The following is a 19,251-nucleotide window of genomic DNA, read 5'->3' as shown; positions in this document are numbered from 1 at the left end:
TACTGGCGCATTATACAAAAAAAGGAACTGCTGCCTATAATTAAATCTTTCTTGGATTATTAACTAATTTATCATTAATTTGTCATGCAATTGTCGGCTTTTATGGCTTTAAACGAGACATTTATACTCTATTGCAGTAAAGTTAGCGCATTTCGTAGAAACAATGCGGTTTAGTTTGTTATTCAAAAAGCCATATAACCTAGGTACTTTGATTATGAAAAACTGCACTTACTGGGTATTAAGATGGATCAAAAGCGTTGTGCCGTCGCCTCTAAAGAAACTCTGATGCGTATATTTACCGTGCCTGAAGCACCAGACTCAACATTGAGTAAAATTGAACTTGAAATATCAAGCAATTTGGCTGGCTTCTTAAATGAGAACATCGCGGCTATAGAAAAGCCACTGCATGAAATTGAAAAAGACTTTCAATCGGCAGTGATCCCAGAAGATCCGACGTTTGTTTCTGCTTATGCGCAAGACATAATGGAGCAACTGGTTGCACACTCTGTGCATACTGCTGCACCTAGCTTTATTGGTCACATGACTTCTGCATTGCCACATTTTGTATTGCCATTATCAAAATTAATGGTGGGGCTAAATCAAAACTTAGTCAAAATAGAAACTTCAAAAGCTTTTACTCCTTTAGAGCGTCAAGTACTAGGTATGATCCACCACCTTGCGTATGGGCAAAATGATGCCTTTTATAGCAAGTGGATGCACAGCGCAAAAACATCACTGGGTGCGTTTTGCTCTGGTGGCACCGTGGCTAATATTACAGCGTTATGGATCGCACGCAATCGTTTGTTAAAAGCCGATGGTGAGTTTAAAGGAATTGGCTCACAAGGTTTAATAAGTGCCATGCTGCATTATGGTTACAGAGGGTTGGCTGTATTGGTGTCTGAGCGTGGACACTACTCGTTGGGTAAATCAGCAGATTTATTGGGTATAGGCCGTGATAATTTTATTGCGATAAAAACAGCCAATGATAATAAAGTAGACATTGCAGCTATGCGTGAAAAAGCCCACGAACTTCAATCCCAAGGTATTAAGGTCATGGCGATTGTGGGTGTAGCAGGTACAACTGAAACAGGCAATATTGATCCTCTTGATGATATGGCTGATTTAAGCCAAGAGCTGGGATGTCATTTTCATGTAGATGCAGCATGGGGTGGTGCGACGCTGCTTTCACAAACATACAGACCTTTACTTAAAGGTATTGAACGCGCTGATTCAATAACAATTGATGCACACAAGCAAATGTACGTGCCAATGGGCGCAGGTTTAGTTTTATTTAAAGACCCCGCCGCTACTGATGCGATAGAGCATCATGCGGAGTACATCTTACGTAAAGGCTCAAAAGATTTAGGCAGTCATACACTTGAAGGTAGTCGCCCTGGTATGGCGATGTTAGTACATGCATGCTTACGTGTAATAGGCCGTAAAGGCTATGAAATACTGATAGATAAAGGGATTGAAAAAGCGCGTTACTTTGCTGATTTAGTAAGTGCCGATGAAGACTTTGAGCTGATCTCAGAGCCAGAGTTATGTTTACTGACTTACCGGTATGTGCCGAAACAAATTCAGCAAAAGATAGCTAATGCAGATGAGCACACTCGGTTAGAAATATTTGCATCTTTGAACCGCTTTACAGCCAGTATGCAAAAGCGCCAACGTGAAGCGGGTCGTTCTTTTGTGTCGCGTACACGTTTAACCCCAGCAAAGTACGATCATCAACCCACTGTTGTATTTCGTGTAGTGCTGGCAAACCCATTGACCTCAGAAGCCATTTTAAAAGATATTTTAGCTGAACAAAAAGAGCTCGCTCAAACAGATCCTGTCTTTAAAAAGTTTTTATCTAAGTACATGGATTAGCGTGGGGCTAGCAGTGCTAGCACCCACTTTAATTTTTTAATTAAAACAGCTGGCTCTAATCATTTCACTAATAATTTTTTGCGAAGGTTTAATTTTCTCCATCGCTAAAAACTCATCTGGCTGGTGGGCTTGATTAATTGAGCCTGGTCCCATCACGATAGTTTCACAACCAAGCTGTTGAATAAAAGGCGCCTCAGTACAGTAATTTACAGCTACAGCTTGTTCGCCAGATATTTTTTCTGCCAGTTTAACGAGTGCAGAATCAGTGCTGCCAGTAAAAGCAGGGATGGGTTCATGCATATCAATCACGCTCACTGAATCAGGGTATTGGTTATTAATATCTGCAGCTATATTTAACAGCATCGCTTGTAATTCTTGTACGCTTAACCCAGGTAATGGGCGCATATCAATATGCATTTCACAGCAACCACAAATGCGATTGGCGTTGTCACCACCATGTATATGCCCAAGGTTAAGGGTCGGGTAGGGAATAACGAAGTGCTCAACTGAATATTTATTCTTTAATTCTTGTTTTAGAACTAGCAGCCTTGAGGTAACTTGATGCATGACTTCAATGGCATTTAAACCGCGCTCAGGATCAGAGCTATGACCTGACCGGCCAATAACTCGAATAGCCGTACTCATATGCCCTTTATGCGTAAAAACGGGTGTCATGTCGGTAGGTTCACCAATTATACAGCGTGCAGGTTTTAAATTTTGGTGTTTACAAATTTGCTGAGCACCTGCCATCGTGGTTTCTTCATCGGCGGTGGCTAAAATTAAAATCGGTTGCGCTTGTTTGCTCTCATCAAGTTCACTTATTGCTTGCAAAACAAAAGCGAAAAAACCTTTCATATCAATACTGCCTAAGCCATAAAGTTTATTATCAGACTCGTTTAATTTAAATGGATCAAAGTTCCAACGGCTGTCATCAAAAGGCACAGTATCAGTGTGGCCCGCAAGCATTAATCCGCCATCGCCTTTACCGCGTTTTGCTAATAAGTTAAAACGACCTTTAGTGCCTGAAAGTTCTGTTATTTCACAGTCAAATCCGAGCTCTTTGCACCAGTTAGCAAGCAAATCGATTACCCCCTTATTGCTCATCGACAAAGAGTCATCCATCGAGCTAATTGAAGGCGCAGCAATTAATTGCTGATACATAGACATAAAAGAAGGGAGTGACATAAAAAATTCCAAAATAATTATTCATTCTAATTGCATAACAATATAAAAGTATTTATGATGAATATCAATTCACTTTTTAAGCATAAATATACCAAAGCAGAGCTATGACTAATATACGACGATAACGAAATTTCATTCCTCAAAATAGTGCCTTGTAACGCACTTAAAATCTATACGTATACCTAATTAACACTAGAAAGAGTAACGAATGAACGTAGTAATTATTGGCGCAAGTGGTTATAGCGGTGCTGAGTTAGCCAGCTTAGTAGTAAAACACTCTCAGTTAACCTTAACGGGTTGTTATGTATCTGAACAAAGTTTAGATAAAGGCAAGATGTTAAGTGATTTATATCCAGAGCATTTAGGTTTACTGGATACCCCCTTATTACCGCTAAGCGAAGCTGCCTATAACGAAATTAATAGTAAAGCTGACTTTGTCTGTTTATGTACAGATCACAAAGTGAGTGTTGACCTAGCGCCACGCTTTTTAGCTATGGGCAAAAAGGTGTTCGATTTATCTGGCGGTTTTCGTTTAAGCAGTAATGAAGATTACCAAACTTACTATGGTTTTGAGCACCAACACACTGACTTATTAGCCCAAGCAGCTTATGGATTGGCTGAGTGGAATAGCGAAGCAATTAAACAGGCGCAGTTAGTTGCTGTTGCTGGTTGTTATCCAACCGCGGCACTTAATGCATTAAAACCATTACAACAAGCGGGTTTATTAGCTGATCAGCCTGTCATTATAAATGCAGTATCAGGAGTCACAGGTGCTGGGCGTAAAGCCAGTGTGGGGACACATTTTTGTGAGGTATCTTTAGCACCTTATGGTTTGTTTAACCACAGACACAGCCCAGAGATTGAACAATACTTAGGCCATAAAGTGTTATTTACTCCGCATCTTGGTAATTTCCCACGAGGGATTTTAGAAACTATTTACGTTCAGTTAAAAGCAGACGTAACACTTGAACAAATAACAGATGCTTATCAGGTATTAGCAGATGAGCCGTTAATTCGCTTGTTGGGCAGCAAAATTCCGTCTATCAAAGGGGTTGCTAAGCAGCCATATGTAGATATTGCATGGCAGCAACAAGGTAGCCAGCTGATTGTTATGGCTGCGATAGATAATTTATTAAAGGGCGCGGCTGGCCAAGCATTGCAATGTATTAATTTAGCTATGGGCTTGCCCCACAGCACAGGTTTAAAAGGGTAGTTTTAGTAATGCAGACATGGGTTATTAAATTAGGTGGCGCAGTACTTAATACTGAAGATGCAGCAAAAGCATTATTTGAAGCTTTAGCATCTCAGTTGCAATCGCAATATGTGATTGTTCATGGCGGTGGTGCACTTGTTGATAGCTGGCTAAAAGATGCAGGCTTTGCAACAGCCAAGCACCAAGGTTTACGTATTAGTCCAAAAGAACAGATGCCTTATATTGTTGGTGCATTGGCAGGATGTGCCAATAAACAATTGATGAGCCAAGCAATCATTGCAGGTCATAAGCCAGTAGGTCTTAGCTTGTATGAGGCCGGTATTACTTCTACACAAAAACTAAAAGCATTAGGTCAGGTTGGTCAATGCCAAAGTGGTGTGCAAAGTGTTTTGCCTGAACTTTTAAAGCTAGGGCGTTTACCGTTAGTTAGTTCGGTTGGATTTGGTGAAGATGGTCTTTGGTATAACGTAAACGCGGATGAAGCAGCCGCGGCAATTGCGAAAGAGCTCGATGCAGAAATTATTTTTATGACGGATGTAGAAGCCGTATTAGATGGCAATAAACAGCCGTTACATCAACTTGACACAAATCAGATCAATACTTTAATTGCAGAGGGAGTAATTGTGGGCGGGATGGAGGTCAAAGTTAAGACCAGTCTTCACGCTGCCCAACATTTACGACGAGGTGTGTATATTTCGAGCTGGCAAAAGCCAGATAATTTAATTGCTTTACTTAACGGTGAGCACGTCGGAACAAAAATTACACCATAGGTTTTACATGTTTAATCATTTTTTATCGGGTCTTGAATTAGACCAAAAAGGCGTACTTAAATTACTTAATCTTGCGCAAAAAATAAAAGCAAACCCCGCTGATTTTAGCCAAGCGCTCGCGGGTAAGTCAGTCGTCACGTTATTTGAAAAGCCAAGCTTACGTACACGCTTATCGTTTGACATTGGTATTAACAAACTAGGCGGCCATGCGGTTTATTTGGATTCGCAAAATGGGGCTATGGGGGCTCGTGAGTCAGTAAAAGATTTTGCACTAAATATTGCTAGCTGGGCTGACGGCATAGTCGCACGTGTTAATCAGCATAAAACGCTGACCACACTGGCTGAGTTTTCCAGTGTGCCAGTGGTAAATAGTTTGTGTGATTTATATCACCCATGCCAAGCTTTGGCTGATTTTTTAACGCTGCAAGAAGTGTATGGTGATGTAAGCCAGCTAAAATTAGCCTATTTAGGAGAAGGTAACAATGTGACGCATTCACTCATGTTACTGGCCGCAACGCTTGGCACTGATTTTGTCGCAGTTTGCCCGAAGGGCAGCTCACCTGATTCGCAAATATTAAAGCAAGCAGAGCAAATAGCCGCAATGAATGGTGCATCAGTAATGGTGAGCGACCGTGTTGAAGCTGCGGTAGGTGCTAATGTTGTGTATGCCGATACGTGGGTATCAATGGGTGATGACACACCGCTTGAACAAGTTAAAGAAAAGTACATGCCGTATCAGTTAAATGCAGCATTACTCGAACAAACAGGCGCTGACACTGTATTGCATTGTCAGCCAGCACACCGTGAGTTTGAAATTACCTCTGAGGTAATGGATGGCCCGGCGTCAAAAATTATACAGCAAGCAGAAAACCGTATGCATGCACAAAATGCACTGCTTGTTACATTATTAAATCCAAATTTTGTTTAAGGTATTACCAATGAGTTCAATTAAAAAAGTCGTACTAGCCTATTCAGGTGGTTTAGATACATCGGCTATCGTGCCATGGTTAAAAGAGAACTACGGTTGTGAGGTTATCGCGTTTGTGGCCGATGTAGGCCAAGGCGCTGAAGAGCTTGAAGGCGTAGAAGAAAAAGCTATCGCGTCAGGCGCATCAGAATGTTATGTGGTTGATTTAAAAGATGAGATGGTCAGTGATTACATTTACCCAACGTTAAAAACTGGCTCAATCTACGAAGGTACTTATTTGTTAGGTACTTCGATGGCGCGCCCAATCATTGCCAAAGCACAGGTTGAAATTGCCCGTAAAGTCGGTGCCGACGCGCTTTCTCATGGCTGTACTGGTAAAGGCAATGATCAAGTACGCTTTGAGTCGTGTTTTGCAGCCCTAGCACCTGACTTAAAAGTAATTGCACCTTGGCGTGAATGGGATTTATCAAGCCGTGAATCGCTATTAGATTACTTAGCAGAGCGTGATATTCCTTGTTCAGCATCTGCAACTAAAATTTATAGCCGCGATGCTAACGCGTGGCATATTTCTCATGAAGGTGGTGAACTTGAAGATCCATGGTGCCAACCAAGTGAGCAGGTTTGGACTTGGACGAACTCTCCTGAGCAGGCACCTAATGAGCCAGAACTTGTTACTTTAAATGTGGTTGCTGGTGAAGTAGTCGCAGTAAATGGCGAGCAACTTAAACCTTATGACTGTTTAGTGAAACTTAATGATATTGCGTCGCCTCATGGTGTTGGTCGTGTTGATATCGTTGAAAACCGTTTAGTCGGTATGAAATCACGTGGTTGTTATGAAACACCTGGGGGTACCGTGATCATGGCTGCACTACAAGCGATTGACGAGCTTGTACTTGATAAATCAAGCCGTAAATGGAAAGAAGTATTGGGCGGTGAGTTCTCACACTTAGTGTATGACGGTCGCTGGTTCACCCCACTTAAAGATTCAATCTTAGCGGGCGCAGAAGCATTATCTACTTTAGCAACGGGTGAAGTTGTTCTTAAGCTTTATAAAGGCCAAGTGACAGCGGTGCAGAAAAAATCACCAAACAGCTTATACAGTGAAGATTTTGCAACCTTTGGTGAAGATGATGTTTATGACCAATCACATGCTGAAGGGTTTATTCGTTTGTTCTCGCTTTCCAGCAGAATTTCGGCATTAGCGAAGAAGTAATTTAATACGCCCCATTTTAATGGGGCAGTTTCAGGGTTTGGAGATATTTCATGGCATTATGGGGCGGACGTTTTTCTACGGGTCCAGATGAGGCGTTTAAACAATTTAACGACTCACTTCCCTTCGATTATCAACTCGCAGAGCAAGACATTGTTGGCTCTGTGGCATGGGCTGGTGCGCTTAAGCAAGTTGATGTACTTACGAGTAACGAGCATGAAACGCTTGTTGCAGCATTATATGAATTACTCGATGAAGTAAAAGCGGACCCACGTGCAGTGGCGACGTCAGGCGCTGAAGATATTCATTCACATGTTGAAGCAGCACTGATTGAAAAGGTGGGTGACTTAGCGAAAAAGCTGCACACTGGGCGTAGCCGTAACGATCAGGTAGCGACAGATTTTAGATTGTGGTGCCGTGATACAGCCGATCACTTACTTGAAGCATTAGGGCAGTTAAAAGGTGAATTTATTGCCCTTGCTGAGCGTGAACTTGGGACTATTTTACCTGGTTATACACACTTACAGCGCGCTCAACCTTTGTTGTTTAGTCACTGGTGTATGGCGTACGTTGAAATGCTTGAGCGAGATGAAAGCCGTTTAAATGATGCCAAAGCGCGGATGAACTTTTGCCCATTGGGGAGTGGTGCACTTGCGGGGACTGCGTACCCAATAGATAGGCAAACACTTGCCACGGGGCTAGGTTTTACCGCTGCCACTAAAAATAGTTTAGATTCGGTATCTGATCGTGACTTTGTTTTAGAGCTATTAAGTTGTGCGTCTATTTCAATGATCCACTTATCTCGTATGGCAGAAGATTTAATCTTTTATAACTCAGGTGAAGCAGGGTTTATTGAGCTTGCTGATAACGTGACATCTGGCTCATCCTTAATGCCGCAAAAGAAAAACCCAGATGCCCTTGAGCTTATTCGTGGTAAAACTGGCCGAGTATTTGGCTCGTTTAGTGCCATGATGATGACGCTTAAAGCGCTTCCTCTTGCTTATAATAAAGATATGCAAGAAGACAAAGAGGGCTTATTTGATGCCATGCCAACTTGGCTTGCGTGTATTCATATGGCGCAAGCGTGCATTAAAGGTGTAAAAGTAAATGGCGAACGTACACTTGCTGCGGCAAAGGGCGGTCATTCAAATGCGACCGAACTTGCTGACTATTTAGTTGCCAAGGGGATCCCATTTAGAGAAGGTCATCACATTGTTGGTGTACTGGTACAAATGGCTATTGCACAAGGTAATAACTTAGAAGATTTAAGTTTAGAACAATTTAAGTCAGTGCATAGTATTTTTGAACAAGACGTATATCCTGTTTTAGAAATAGATGCGTGTATTAAAGCACGTCAGGCACTCGGTGGCACATCACTTGAGCAAGTATCTATTGCTGTAAGAGATGCCAAAAAAAAACAGCAAATAACGGTACGTGATGCAAATTTAGATGATGTTGAGTCTATCGCTAAGCTAATACAGCATTGGGCCACCGTAGGTGAGAATTTACCGCGAGCCAAAAGTGATATGGTGCACTCAATTAATGAATTTGCTGTTACTGAGGTGAACTCCACAGTTGCAGGATGTGCTTCTTTGTACATTTATGATACTGGCCTTGCTGAAATACGCTCGTTAGGGATTGATCCTGAAACGGGTATAACCGGTCAAGGAAGGCAACTTGTTGAGCACCTGCTGACAAAAGCCAAAAAATTGGCACTTAATCGCATTATAGTGTTAACGCGAGTACCAGATTTTTTTGAAAAACAAGGTTTTACATTCTGTACCAAAGAAAGCTTACCTGAAAAGGTAATGAAAGATTGTGAACTGTGTTTACGCAAAGACAATTGTGATGAAGTCGCAATGGAATTTATTTTAAAGCCAAGTCGGAATACGGCGATCCCGTGTAAAAACGTAGCTTAAAATCCCTGGATATAAAAAACGTACGGTTACCCCTGTACGTTTTTTTATATCTTTCATCATCTGGTATGACCACTTGAAGCTCGCATATCTAGAAAAAGATCATAAATAGATCAAGCTTCATTAAAAGTTGGATCACTATTTGCTTTATATTTATTAGATGACTCAGTAAGGGTTCATCTTTGCAATACGCCAAAAAAATATCATAGCGTTATGCAATAACAACTTAAATTGCTTAAGTAATCTCAACATTTAACGAAAGGAACAATCTCATGCAAGTTACAGGTAATAGCCAGCTGCAAATGCAAGCATACAATTCTATGCAACAATCAAAGCCTGCTTTAGAACAAAGCGCTAGCAATAAAACCCTACAATCTGATACAGTGTCTATATCTAATGAAGCCTTATTAGCCGCAAGTGGTGGAGCTGAGATTCAGCGTGGTGGTGGTGGTTTATCTACAGACCCGGATCGCCGCAAACCTTCATAACTTGCTAAATTAGGCTTAGCAAAACGAGATGGTGTATGTATTTTGATTTAACGTCTTTAGGAATCCACTTTGATACTATTATCATTTGGGGTTTTTTAATGGCTTGCTTGTACAATTTATTGCTCAAGTTTACAGTAGAAGATAGAAATAGTTCACCTCTCGTTATATCAATTATAATGCTCCTCTCGTATGGTTTGAGCTATGAGTTTGTTGATCTAAATGCGGGAATGTATGTTTACCTAATTTGGGTTAAGTATGATGTTATTACCATAATTGCCCTTCTTGCAGCACACAAAATACTGAAGTTACAATTTACCGCTACTTTAAAATATATATTAGTTGGTTTATCAATTAATACGCTCATATTTTTTGGGATCCATGTTGACATTGTTTACCTTGGTAACTCTGATTATTGGTGGTTTTGGAGTTTTTATTCAGTTGGAATAAACGTTGTTGACTTCTTCATGGTAGTAACTCTTGTATTTGGAAAAGATTGGTTGCGAATAGGTAAGTTATTTTCTAAACGGAATAAGAAAAAGCACATCAGCAATCTTAAAAATTGCTAATTTTATTCCACAGTTTTTAATGCAGTTTTTCCAAGAGTATGCAAGCTTGTATCTCGCTTCACTAGTGATGTGGAGTTTCTTGATGGCGTTCTTGTACAACCTAGTAAAAAAATCCGCAGCACCTAATGGCGATGGTGTGCTGATGTGGATGTCTCTAGCTATTTTTTTATCTTACCTTTGTTCAGACCCACTTCTTAGCTTATCTGTGGGAGTTGATATTATTTATAGCATTAATGGATACATTATCTGGGCTATCAGCGACTTAGTTATTTTGCTTATAATTTTATTTATAACAAGAAAATCAAGAGTGCAAAACCTCCCTGCTAAGCTCTACGTCATTGTTGGTTTAACGGTGAACATGCTGCTGTTTTTGGCAATGCATATCGATATCAATGTTTTATTACACTACGAACATTGGTGGTTTTGGACTTTTTACTCGATTACCGTCAATGTTATGGATGTGATGATGATTGTTGCACTGTTAACTAACAAAGACTTTTTAGGGCTATTACGGTGTTATAGGTGGGGGTTTGAGACCAAGCAAAGTGCATGATCTCAATGTACTTAGCAGTCGCTCTAAAATCTTTAAAAACGGTATTCCCAACTGGTTTTAACCTCTGTGTTTGTGTCTGAATCACTATTAAGTTCGTCTTTAAACACTGAGCCACTCACTTTCCAAAGACCCGAAAATATTGCTTGTTGATAACCAAGTTCTAATTGTAGCCGTTTAAATGAACCTACCTCATTTGCAGGTGCTGTTATGAGTGATTCACCTTTTAGCCAGCGCACCTTGGCAAATCCAGCATAACCTTGCATCGTGTGGTACTGAGCGCCTAATACAGCTGACTTACTGTTATAAGGTGTTGAGCTGCCAATTAACCGATCTTTATGAATATAGCCTGCGCTGATATCAGTTAAGGTATCATTGCCATAAGTGCAATCCATTGCTGAAAAGCATTCTTGTTGAGTATTGGTATACTCAAGGTAAGTTTTTAGTAATTGGTTCTGATCACCAAAAAAGCTTTCAATGCCTAAGGTATAAAATGGATCACTGGGGGCAAATCCGCTGTCATTACGGCCCATTAGCTCTGCATAAACCCCAATCGCTTGGCCTGCTATTTGCGTTGAATATTTGGCATCTAGACTAGTAAGTTGTTGCTTTTTATTGTCAGCTTCTAATGTTGCAGTATCAATAAAAGAGCTGGTTAAAAAGTCAGACCCAGATGTACTGAACGCAATTTCTAAACCAGGTAATGGTGTGCTGGCAAATCGCATCGCCCAATAATTACCTTCATTATTATTGCTTAGAGTCGGTTTTTGTTTAGCGAAAATACCGGTAAGTTGCCAGTTACCAATGAATGAGAGAAAACTTGGCCCATCATATTGAGTATTAGCACGGTTAACTCTAATACCTTTCATGGGAGCTGCATTATTTGAAAGTAGTAGGGCGTTATCATTACTTGGTCCCCACCAGTGACTTACCTGCTCGGCACTGATTGACCAGTCAGCAATTAGGACTGCTAAATAGCTCCCCTGATTGTTTATGTATTTATCATCAAGCGCTTCATCTGCATAATTTACACTGACTTTAGCGCTGACTCTATTACCAGTAATAGAGCCATAGCTATTTACTCCGCTTTTTTGCTGAGCGCGGCTGCCAAAACTTTGTTGTAAGCTTGTATCACTATTGTAGTGTGCTTTAAGACCTGAACTGGTACTTTGCTTTGCATTTGCGAGGGCATGTTTTACATGTTGTAAAGCAAACTGGCTTTGCACAGGTAAGGTATCAACATTGACATTGTTTAGGTCGCGCGCAATACCTTGCCACATCAAAGGATAACTATTAATCGGTTGCTTAATAACACCTTGGTTAAAGAGCATTTCAATTGAAGCACGTAAAAGTGGATCATCTCCCTCAATCCACGGGCCAGCTAAACTCGGTAAAGAAAGTGAGAGTAATGCGGCAAAACTCGCAAGTTTAGTTAACTTCATCCGTGTAATTTTTCCTCTAAAGCTTTGACTACAATTGGGCTGACAAACTCACTAACATCGCCTTTATGGCGTGCCACTTCTTTAACAAGCGTTGAGGAGATAAATGAATTCTTTTCTGCGGGAGTTAAAAATACACTTTCTAAATCAGGGTTTAGGCGTCTATTCATATTCGCTAATTGAAATTCATAATCGAAATCTGATACAGCACGAATTCCACGGATCAAAACATTTGCGTTGTGCTCGCGAGCAAGGTCAGCAAGTAAACCTGAAAAACCAATAACACTCACATTTTCAATATGGTTTAAAAGGCTATTAGCTAAGGCAACGCGTTCTTGCAAACTAAAGCAAGGTTTTTTACTTGGGTTGTTCGCAATAGCAACAATCACAGTATCAAACATTTTTGCTGCGCGTTGAATTAAATCTGTGTGGCCATTGGTTAATGGGTCAAAGGTACCCGGGTAAATTGCTGTTACTTTCATAGAACTTAGCTTAGTGTTATTTTGTGGCTATATTAGCAGTGTTTGCAATGCAAATCAGCCCTCTTACTTATTCGGCTTTTGCGTAAAGTTAGTTTAATTCATTTTCACTTAAATAAATGTTGATTTTAAGATAGAAATTTTCATGGTGGTGTTTTATTCGAATGGATTTGTATATACTGCGCGGCTAGTATTAATTGCGTAAACTTTGAGCATTTGCTTTAAAAAAATCTAGAGTAGCCGAATATGAGTACCAAGGACAAAATAATTAAGACCAGCATTGCGCTGTTTAATGAGCACGGGGAACGTGCAATCACAACTAACCATATTGCTTCTCACATGGGGATCAGCCCAGGCAATCTTTACTATCACTTTAAAAACAAAGAAGACATTATTCGTCACATTTTTGCGTTATACAGTGAGCATTTGCATACCCAATTTAGCCCTGTAGATGAAAATACAGATGGCTTTGTTCAGCTAAGTGGGTACCTTGATGCATTGTTTGAATTAATGTGGAGGTTCCATTTCTTCTACGATAATTTAGGTGACATTCTGTCGCGCGACGATGAACTTAAAAAGAACTATATTGCGTTTCAAGCCGCGCTGTTGACTCAAGTACGTGGCATAATTATTAGCTTACGTGATAGTGGTTTAATGGAGCTTAATGACGAAGATGCCACTGAACTTGCACACATGCTAAAGCTGACCGTGAGCTTTTGGACGCCGTATATAAAAGCGCGTCGCTTGAGTGGTGAACTTGCCCAGCAAGATATTTATAAAGGTATTTTAAAAGTTATTTTACTTTTTAAAGCTTATGCGGCAGAGCAAAGCATTCCTAAGCTCAATCAATTAAAAGAAAAGTATACTCAACTATCACAACAGCCAGAGTCTACAGCACAAGCTTGCTAAATTTGTTTATTTCCTAGACGTTAGATTTTTTGCTATAATCGCGCGCCCAACACGTGGGTGCGTGAATTCTTAAATTGCCAAACGAGTAAACTATGCTTAAATTTATCGTCAAACTTCATCCTGAAATAGCCATTAAGAGCCGTTCAGTGCGTAAACGTTTTACAAAAGTGTTAGAAAATAACATTAAAATCGTGCTACGGAAGCTAGACGAAAAAGTGCAGGTTAAAAATAATTGGGATAATATTTCGGTTGTCACAAAAAGTGATGATTCGCAGATGCGCCTTGATTTTATCGACGCTCTACAACGAATCCCAGGTATCGTTCAGTTTATTGAAGTGACAGAAACCCAATACGATAATCTTCATGATATTTACGAAATTGCTTATGACTTAATTGGCCACACCATTGCGGGCAAATCATTTTGTGTGCGTTGTAAACGCCAAGGTAAGCATGAATTCACCTCTACAGATGTTGAGCGTTATGTGGGTGGCGGATTAAATCAGCATGTTGAAGGTGCTCGCGTACAACTTAGCCGCCCAGAAGTGACAATTCGCATCGAAATCAAAGATGATAAAGCATATATCGTGACGCAAACTCATTTTGGTATGGCGGGCTTCCCATTACCCACGCAAGAAGATGTGCTATCACTTATGTCAGGTGGTTTTGATTCGGGTGTGGCTACTTACCAAATGATCCGTAAAGGTGCCCGTACTCACTTCTTATTCTTCAACTTAGGTGGTGCTGCCCATGAAATTGGTGTAAAGCAAGCCAGCTACTACATTTGGAAGCAGTTTAGCTCTACACACAAAGTAAAGTTTGTCAGCGTAGACTTTGAGCCAGTGGTTGCTGAAATTCTTGAAAACGTTGAAAACAGCCAAATGGGTGTAGTGCTTAAGCGAATGATGATGCGTGCTGGTAGCAAAATAGCCGAGAAGATGGGTGTTCAAGCGCTAGTTACAGGTGAGAGTATTGGTCAAGTTTCAAGTCAAACCTTGGCTAACTTAAGCGTGATTGATCGTGTAACAGAAACGCTAATTTTGCGCCCGCTCATTCAGCACGATAAACAAGAAATTATCAATATTGCACGTAAAATCGGCACAGCAGAAATGGCTGAAACTATGCCAGAGTATTGTGGTGTAATTTCTAAAAAGCCGACTGTTAAAGCAAAAATACAGGTCATTGAAGCAGAAGAACAAAAGTTCGATTTTGATGTGCTTGATACTGTTGTAACCAATGCACGTGTGATGGATATTCGTGATATTGATGTAGAAGCAAAGCAAGAGCTTAAAGAGGCTGAGTCGGTATCTGATTTACCTGCTGGTGCAGTGGTTGTTGATATTCGCTCACCAGAAGAAGAAGATGCAAACCCGTTAGAAATTGACGGTACTGAGGTTGTGCATTTACCATTTTTCCGTTTAGCGACTAAGTTTGGTGATTTACCGCAAGATAAAGACTATTACTTATACTGTGCAAAAGGGGTAATGAGTCAATTACAAGCGCTTATATTGCATGAAAACGGTTTTGCTAATGTGAAGGTATATCGCCCATAACAGTTGGCAGAGAGATAGAAAGCGCGAATTAATTCGCGCTTTTTTTATGCCTGATCACATCCAAATAATATTGGTTGTATGGTGTTTTTTTACCATGTAATTCAGCTTGTTGGCAAATATAGCCACACATCGCATCAATTTCAGTTCGGCGACTATATATAATATCTTGATGCATGGAGGAAAAGTTATTCGCAGTAGCACCCATTATCTTATATGCGCTTTCTAATGAATCAGGAAGTGTTACTGCAATGCCAAGTTTATTGGCTATAAAGCAAGCTTCGCTGAGTAAGTTGAAAATATCGCTGTTGTATTTAGGTGAGTTAAGCGCTCCATTTTTCACATTATAAAATGCACTTAGTGGATTAATCGCTATATTGATTAATAATTTCTGCCAGCGAATGGTGTCAATTTGCTTGCTATAGCTAAGGCTTGGGATAGCACAAAGAGTCGATACTAATGCGTGGTATTTTTTATCGGCAGCACTATTACAGGCCCCTAATATACTCTCACCGTTTCCAGTATGTATCACTGTAGTTGAGTTTTCTTTGAAACCCGCTAATCGCGTTGTCAAAAAATAAACGGGTAGATTATTTAACATGTCCATAATAGGCGCTAAATCAGTCATACCATTATGAGATAAAACCACTTTACACGCATCATTAAGGTGTGGGGCTAATTGACTTAAAGCAGTCTCAACTTGATACGCTTTAACCGCAATAATAACAATATCAATATCGCCTAAGCAGGCTAAACTTTGGTTATTGAGCGTTTTAATATTAATTAACTGTTTGCCATTATTACCTTGATAGTAATATTGCTGGCCTGACTTTTTGCTACGGGTGATTAAAGTTACATGGTTTGTGGCACTTAAAAAATAACTATATAAAAGTCCAATAGCTCCATCACCAACTACAATAATATTACTCATGGCTCGGTTTTTTACCAATGTGAAATACAAGCTTAATGATATAGTAGCTTGCAGCTCCGGCAAAATCAGCAATAAAATCAGCCACAGAAGCTTGGCGGTAAGGCAGCATGTCTTGCATTATTTCAATGGCTGCGCCATAACCTGCAAGCAGAAAGATTTGCACCCATAAAGGTATTTTAAATGCTTTGTCCATCACAACAGCTAGAGCAAAAAAGATTCCAAAGTGAGCCACTTTATCAACATGCGGAAATAAGCTTGCAGCGCCTTTAATTTCTTTGGCAAATAAAAATGTAAAAGCCACTATACTAACTAAAAAGAGTACTTGATAAACACGCCGAGTCACAAAAAAATCCTAAATTGTCTATAAATAGAGCCACAGTATATCAAACTAATTTTGCACTGCACCTGAACGATATGCAGAAATATGTAAAGATTTATAATTTTGGCGTTATAATCCTTGGCATATTTATTTTTTAAAATCTTGTTAGGAGAGACGAATGCCTTCTTTTGATATTGTATCTGAAGTAGAAATGAACGAAGCACAAAATGCGGTTGATAATGCAAAACGTGAACTTGAAACCCGCTTTGACTTTAGAGGCGTTGACGCATCAATTGAACTTAACGACAAAACCATCAAACTAAAAGCAGAAGCTGATTCACAAGTTCTACAGTTATTTGATATTTTAGCGAACAAAATTTCTAAACGTGGCATGGACGTATCGAGCCTTGAGCTACAAGATATCTCGCGTGCAGGTAAAAACGTGTTTCGTAATGTAGCGCTTAAGCAAGGCATTGAAAAAGACGTAGCTAAAAAAGTAGTTAAAGCAATTAAAGACTCAAAAGTAAAAGTACAAGCCGCTATTCAAGGCGAAGAAGTACGTGTAACAGGTAAAAAGCGTGATGATTTGCAAGAAGCTATGCAAGTTGTTCGTAGTGCTGATTTAGGTCAACCATTCCAGTTTAAAAACTTTCGCGATTAATTTAAAGCTTCGAGCTAGGTGCTGTGTGTGCTTGTCTCAAAATTAATAATGCACTAAGCCAAGCAATTTTATTGTTTGGCTTTTTTATTTCAAAGTGGATGAAAATTTCTAGTATTTAGTGTGTATAGAAGTATAGCCGTCCATTGACATTTATCCCTAAAATCATCACAATAGCGACCTATTTTCAAGGTGCTTACTAAATACTAAGGTATAGGTTTCAAGGTATTGAAATTTTTAGTGAGATAATCGGGAAGTTGGTGCGTAGCCATGAAGACTATAATCCCAACACTGCCCCCGCAACGGTAATGTGCTCATATGCACAGAGTCCGGAGACCGGCCTTGAAGTAATTTACTATTTGCGTGTGCGGTGGGCACAGGCTTGGGGATCTCATGTTAAAAAAATCGACTTTAGGCGTAGCTATTGCAGCTGTGTTATCACATTCAGTGTCTGCTGAACAACAATCTATTGAACATATTACGGTTTCTGCTAATAAGTTTGAACAAAACATTAATGATGTACTTGCCAGTGTCACGGTGATTGACCGTACTGATATCGAATCAAGTTATGTACGTGACCTACCAAGCTTGTTATCAAAAGAAGCCGGTTTTCAAATTAATGCAAATGGTGGTTTTGGCCAAAATGCAGGGTTGTCTTTACGTGGCGCAAGCTCACGCCATACACTTATTTTAATTGATGGGGTTCGCACTGGTTCTGCAACTCTTGGCTATAAGAGTATTAATAATATTCCACTTAATAGCATTGAAAGAGTTGAGATCATAAAAGGCTCACGTGCTGCTGTTTATGGCTCTGATGCGCTAGCGGGGGTAATAAATATTATCACCCGAAAAGCGCAAAATACGACGATCGACATTACCGCAGGGTCTGATTCTTATAAACAGCTACAGCTTGCAACAAGTGGGCAGGTTAGCGATGTTGATATAGCTTTAAATGCCGGTTATGAAAAAACGGATGGCTTTGATGTATTGCAAGGGTTGGCACCTGATAAAGATGGTTATGAAAATAAAAACATCGGTTTTAATATCGCATATCAAGATGAGCAATTAGGTACGTTCTTAGCCCAAGGTCAGTATGCTCAAGGGGATGCTCTCTATGATAGTGCTTATAGTCCCGCTGACAGTACTGTTGAGCAAAGTGAATTTGAAAACTATCAAGCTTCAATTGGTTGGAAGAGAAAGTTTGAAGATCACAGCCATTCGATTGATATTGCTAATTCAAACGAGCGCTCTGATGATTCAAGAGTCAGCTATACCGGCGATACGGTTGTTGATACATTTGAAACCGAGCGTGAGCAAATTGACTATAACGGCCAGTATTTTTTAAACCAAGTTTTAACTTTGAGTGGTGGTTTAAACTGGTATGAAGACCAAATAAACACCAGTTCAGGCAGTTACTTAAAAGACAGTCGTGAAGTGTTTGCAGTGTTTGCTGGTGCTTATTACGATGACGAGCAAGTACTTGCTAATTTAACACTTCGTCAAGATGATGATCAGCAGTTTGGTAATGAAACGACATACACAGCCGCTGTGGGCTATCACCTAAACGATATAGCAACGTTTAGAGTGAGCCAAAGCACTGGCTTTAAATCACCTTCTTTTAACGACCTTTACTACCCAGGTTCTGGTAACCCTGCACTAAACCCTGAGACTTCTGATAACCAAGAGCTTGGCTTGTCACTAAATGTGAAAGATATTAGCTTAGACGTGGCAATTTTTAGAAGCGATATAGAAAATAAAATTGCTTGGGCACCAAATGCCGCTGGCAAGTGGGTGCCTACTAATATTAACCAGGCACGTCATGAAGGGGTTGAGTTTAGCTTTATACAACAGCTGTTTGGGTTTGATCACGCATTCAATATGACCTACTTATCTGCTGAAGATGCGCAAACGGGTGAATCACTGACGTATGTCTCTAAGCAAAGTATAAACTGGTCGCTTAATAAAGCGTGGGGAGCATTCGATGCTGGCCTTGAAATGCAGTACCGTGGTGATCGCCGTGGTAAATTAACGCAATTACCTTCATATACGCTGTGGAATTTAGTGGGACATTATCAAGCAACGGATAACCTGACAGTGTCGTTGCGTGTAGAGAATCTATTTGATAGAAGCTACAACGCTGTTGATGCATATGGTAAAGATGTTGATGGCGATTATATAAACGACGAAATTTACTACTACAACACCGCTGAGCGTCGTGTGTTTGTTGGAGCCCAATACCAGTTCTAATATTATGGATAATTAGCACTGAGT

At 40.1% G+C, this 19,251-nt stretch carries 18 protein-coding genes and 1 riboswitch; of the genes, 13 read left to right on the top strand and 5 right to left on the bottom strand.

The window, feature by feature from the left end:
• Positions 1–243: 243 nt before the first annotated feature.
• Positions 244–1,872, top strand: coding sequence for a pyridoxal-dependent aspartate 1-decarboxylase PanP (gene panP, locus ACHUE3_RS11120; protein ID WP_394192480.1), 1,629 nt, complete (start codon positions 244–246; stop codon positions 1,870–1,872).
• Between the two features lie 36 nt (positions 1,873–1,908).
• On the opposite strand, the gene argE is transcribed toward panP, so the two are convergent.
• The gene (gene argE / locus ACHUE3_RS11115) at positions 1,909–3,057 is read right to left on the bottom strand and encodes an acetylornithine deacetylase (RefSeq protein ID WP_394192479.1); all 1,149 of its coding nucleotides are present in this window, start codon (positions 3,055–3,057) and stop codon (positions 1,909–1,911) included.
• Between the two features lie 208 nt (positions 3,058–3,265).
• Here argE and argC point away from each other — a divergent pair, with 208 nt between their 5' ends.
• From argC to ACHUE3_RS11075, 8 genes are all read left to right on the top strand, one after another.
• Positions 3,266–4,270, top strand: a complete 1,005-nt coding sequence (gene argC, locus ACHUE3_RS11110) for an N-acetyl-gamma-glutamyl-phosphate reductase (protein ID WP_394192478.1) — start codon at positions 3,266–3,268, stop codon at positions 4,268–4,270.
• An 8-nt stretch (positions 4,271–4,278) separates the two neighbouring features.
• Positions 4,279–5,040: an acetylglutamate kinase gene (gene argB, locus ACHUE3_RS11105; protein WP_394192477.1), complete on the top strand. Its 762-nt coding sequence runs from the start codon at positions 4,279–4,281 to the stop codon at positions 5,038–5,040.
• A 7-nt stretch (positions 5,041–5,047) separates the two neighbouring features.
• Positions 5,048–5,968, top strand: a complete 921-nt coding sequence (locus ACHUE3_RS11100; RefSeq protein WP_394192476.1) for an ornithine carbamoyltransferase — start codon at positions 5,048–5,050, stop codon at positions 5,966–5,968.
• A gap of 10 nt (positions 5,969–5,978) precedes the next feature.
• The gene (locus ACHUE3_RS11095) at positions 5,979–7,181 is read left to right on the top strand and encodes an argininosuccinate synthase (RefSeq protein ID WP_394192475.1); all 1,203 of its coding nucleotides are present in this window, start codon (positions 5,979–5,981) and stop codon (positions 7,179–7,181) included.
• Between the two features lie 50 nt (positions 7,182–7,231).
• Entirely contained in the window at positions 7,232–9,097 is a 1,866-nt protein-coding gene (gene argH / locus ACHUE3_RS11090; protein WP_394192474.1) for an argininosuccinate lyase, read from the top strand.
• Between the two features lie 269 nt (positions 9,098–9,366).
• Positions 9,367–9,582, top strand: coding sequence for a hypothetical protein (locus ACHUE3_RS11085; protein WP_394192473.1), 216 nt, complete (start codon positions 9,367–9,369; stop codon positions 9,580–9,582).
• A gap of 35 nt (positions 9,583–9,617) precedes the next feature.
• Entirely contained in the window at positions 9,618–10,148 is a 531-nt protein-coding gene (locus ACHUE3_RS11080) for a hypothetical protein (protein ID WP_394192472.1), read from the top strand.
• An 82-nt stretch (positions 10,149–10,230) separates the two neighbouring features.
• A complete protein-coding gene (locus ACHUE3_RS11075) occupies positions 10,231–10,701 on the top strand; it encodes a hypothetical protein (RefSeq protein ID WP_394192471.1) in 471 nt (156 codons plus the stop codon).
• 32 nt (positions 10,702–10,733) lie between these two features.
• Here ACHUE3_RS11075 and ACHUE3_RS11070 read toward each other — a convergent pair whose 3' ends face one another.
• Both ACHUE3_RS11070 and coaD read right to left on the bottom strand, forming a co-directional pair.
• A complete protein-coding gene (locus tag ACHUE3_RS11070) occupies positions 10,734–12,140 on the bottom strand; it encodes a capsule assembly Wzi family protein (protein ID WP_394192470.1) in 1,407 nt (468 codons plus the stop codon).
• Complete coding sequence (gene coaD / locus ACHUE3_RS11065; RefSeq protein WP_394192469.1) at positions 12,137–12,619, bottom strand: pantetheine-phosphate adenylyltransferase; 483 nt, start codon at positions 12,617–12,619, stop codon at positions 12,137–12,139. The genes ACHUE3_RS11070 and coaD overlap by 4 nt, the downstream gene beginning before the upstream one ends.
• A 243-nt stretch (positions 12,620–12,862) precedes the next feature.
• Here coaD and ACHUE3_RS11060 point away from each other — a divergent pair, with 243 nt between their 5' ends.
• Both ACHUE3_RS11060 and thiI read left to right on the top strand, forming a co-directional pair.
• Positions 12,863–13,525, top strand: coding sequence for a TetR/AcrR family transcriptional regulator (locus ACHUE3_RS11060; protein WP_394192468.1), 663 nt, complete (start codon positions 12,863–12,865; stop codon positions 13,523–13,525).
• Positions 13,526–13,617: 92 nt separating this feature from the next.
• Positions 13,618–15,075: a tRNA uracil 4-sulfurtransferase ThiI gene (gene thiI / locus ACHUE3_RS11055; protein ID WP_394192467.1), complete on the top strand. Its 1,458-nt coding sequence runs from the start codon at positions 13,618–13,620 to the stop codon at positions 15,073–15,075.
• A gap of 28 nt (positions 15,076–15,103) precedes the next feature.
• Here thiI and ACHUE3_RS11050 read toward each other — a convergent pair whose 3' ends face one another.
• Both ACHUE3_RS11050 and ACHUE3_RS11045 read right to left on the bottom strand, forming a co-directional pair.
• Positions 15,104–16,003 (bottom strand): ketopantoate reductase family protein, encoded by a 900-nt coding sequence (locus ACHUE3_RS11050; protein WP_394192466.1) that lies wholly within the window; start codon positions 16,001–16,003, stop codon positions 15,104–15,106.
• Positions 15,996–16,346 (bottom strand): VanZ family protein, encoded by a 351-nt coding sequence (locus ACHUE3_RS11045; protein WP_394192465.1) that lies wholly within the window; start codon positions 16,344–16,346, stop codon positions 15,996–15,998. Before ACHUE3_RS11045 ends, ACHUE3_RS11050 begins: the two co-directional genes overlap by 8 nt.
• 154 nt (positions 16,347–16,500) lie before the next feature.
• Here ACHUE3_RS11045 and ACHUE3_RS11040 point away from each other — a divergent pair, with 154 nt between their 5' ends.
• Together ACHUE3_RS11040 and ACHUE3_RS11035 are read left to right on the top strand one after the other, a co-directional pair.
• Positions 16,501–16,983, top strand: a complete 483-nt coding sequence (locus ACHUE3_RS11040) for a YajQ family cyclic di-GMP-binding protein (RefSeq protein WP_394192464.1) — start codon at positions 16,501–16,503, stop codon at positions 16,981–16,983.
• Positions 16,984–17,186: 203 nt separating this feature from the next.
• A riboswitch (cobalamin riboswitch) is annotated at positions 17,187–17,339 on the top strand.
• Positions 17,340–17,373: 34 nt separating this feature from the next.
• Positions 17,374–19,227 (top strand): TonB-dependent receptor domain-containing protein, encoded by a 1,854-nt coding sequence (locus tag ACHUE3_RS11035; RefSeq protein ID WP_394192463.1) that lies wholly within the window; start codon positions 17,374–17,376, stop codon positions 19,225–19,227.
• Positions 19,228–19,251: the final 24 nt, after the last annotated feature.

The sequence above is a fragment of the Pseudoalteromonas atlantica genome (genome assembly GCF_043641955.1).
Classification (GTDB): Bacteria; Pseudomonadota; Gammaproteobacteria; order Enterobacterales; family Alteromonadaceae; genus Pseudoalteromonas; species Pseudoalteromonas atlantica_A.
Note: the sequence above shows the minus strand (reverse complement) of the source record. Positions and strands in the feature narration are given on the sequence as shown.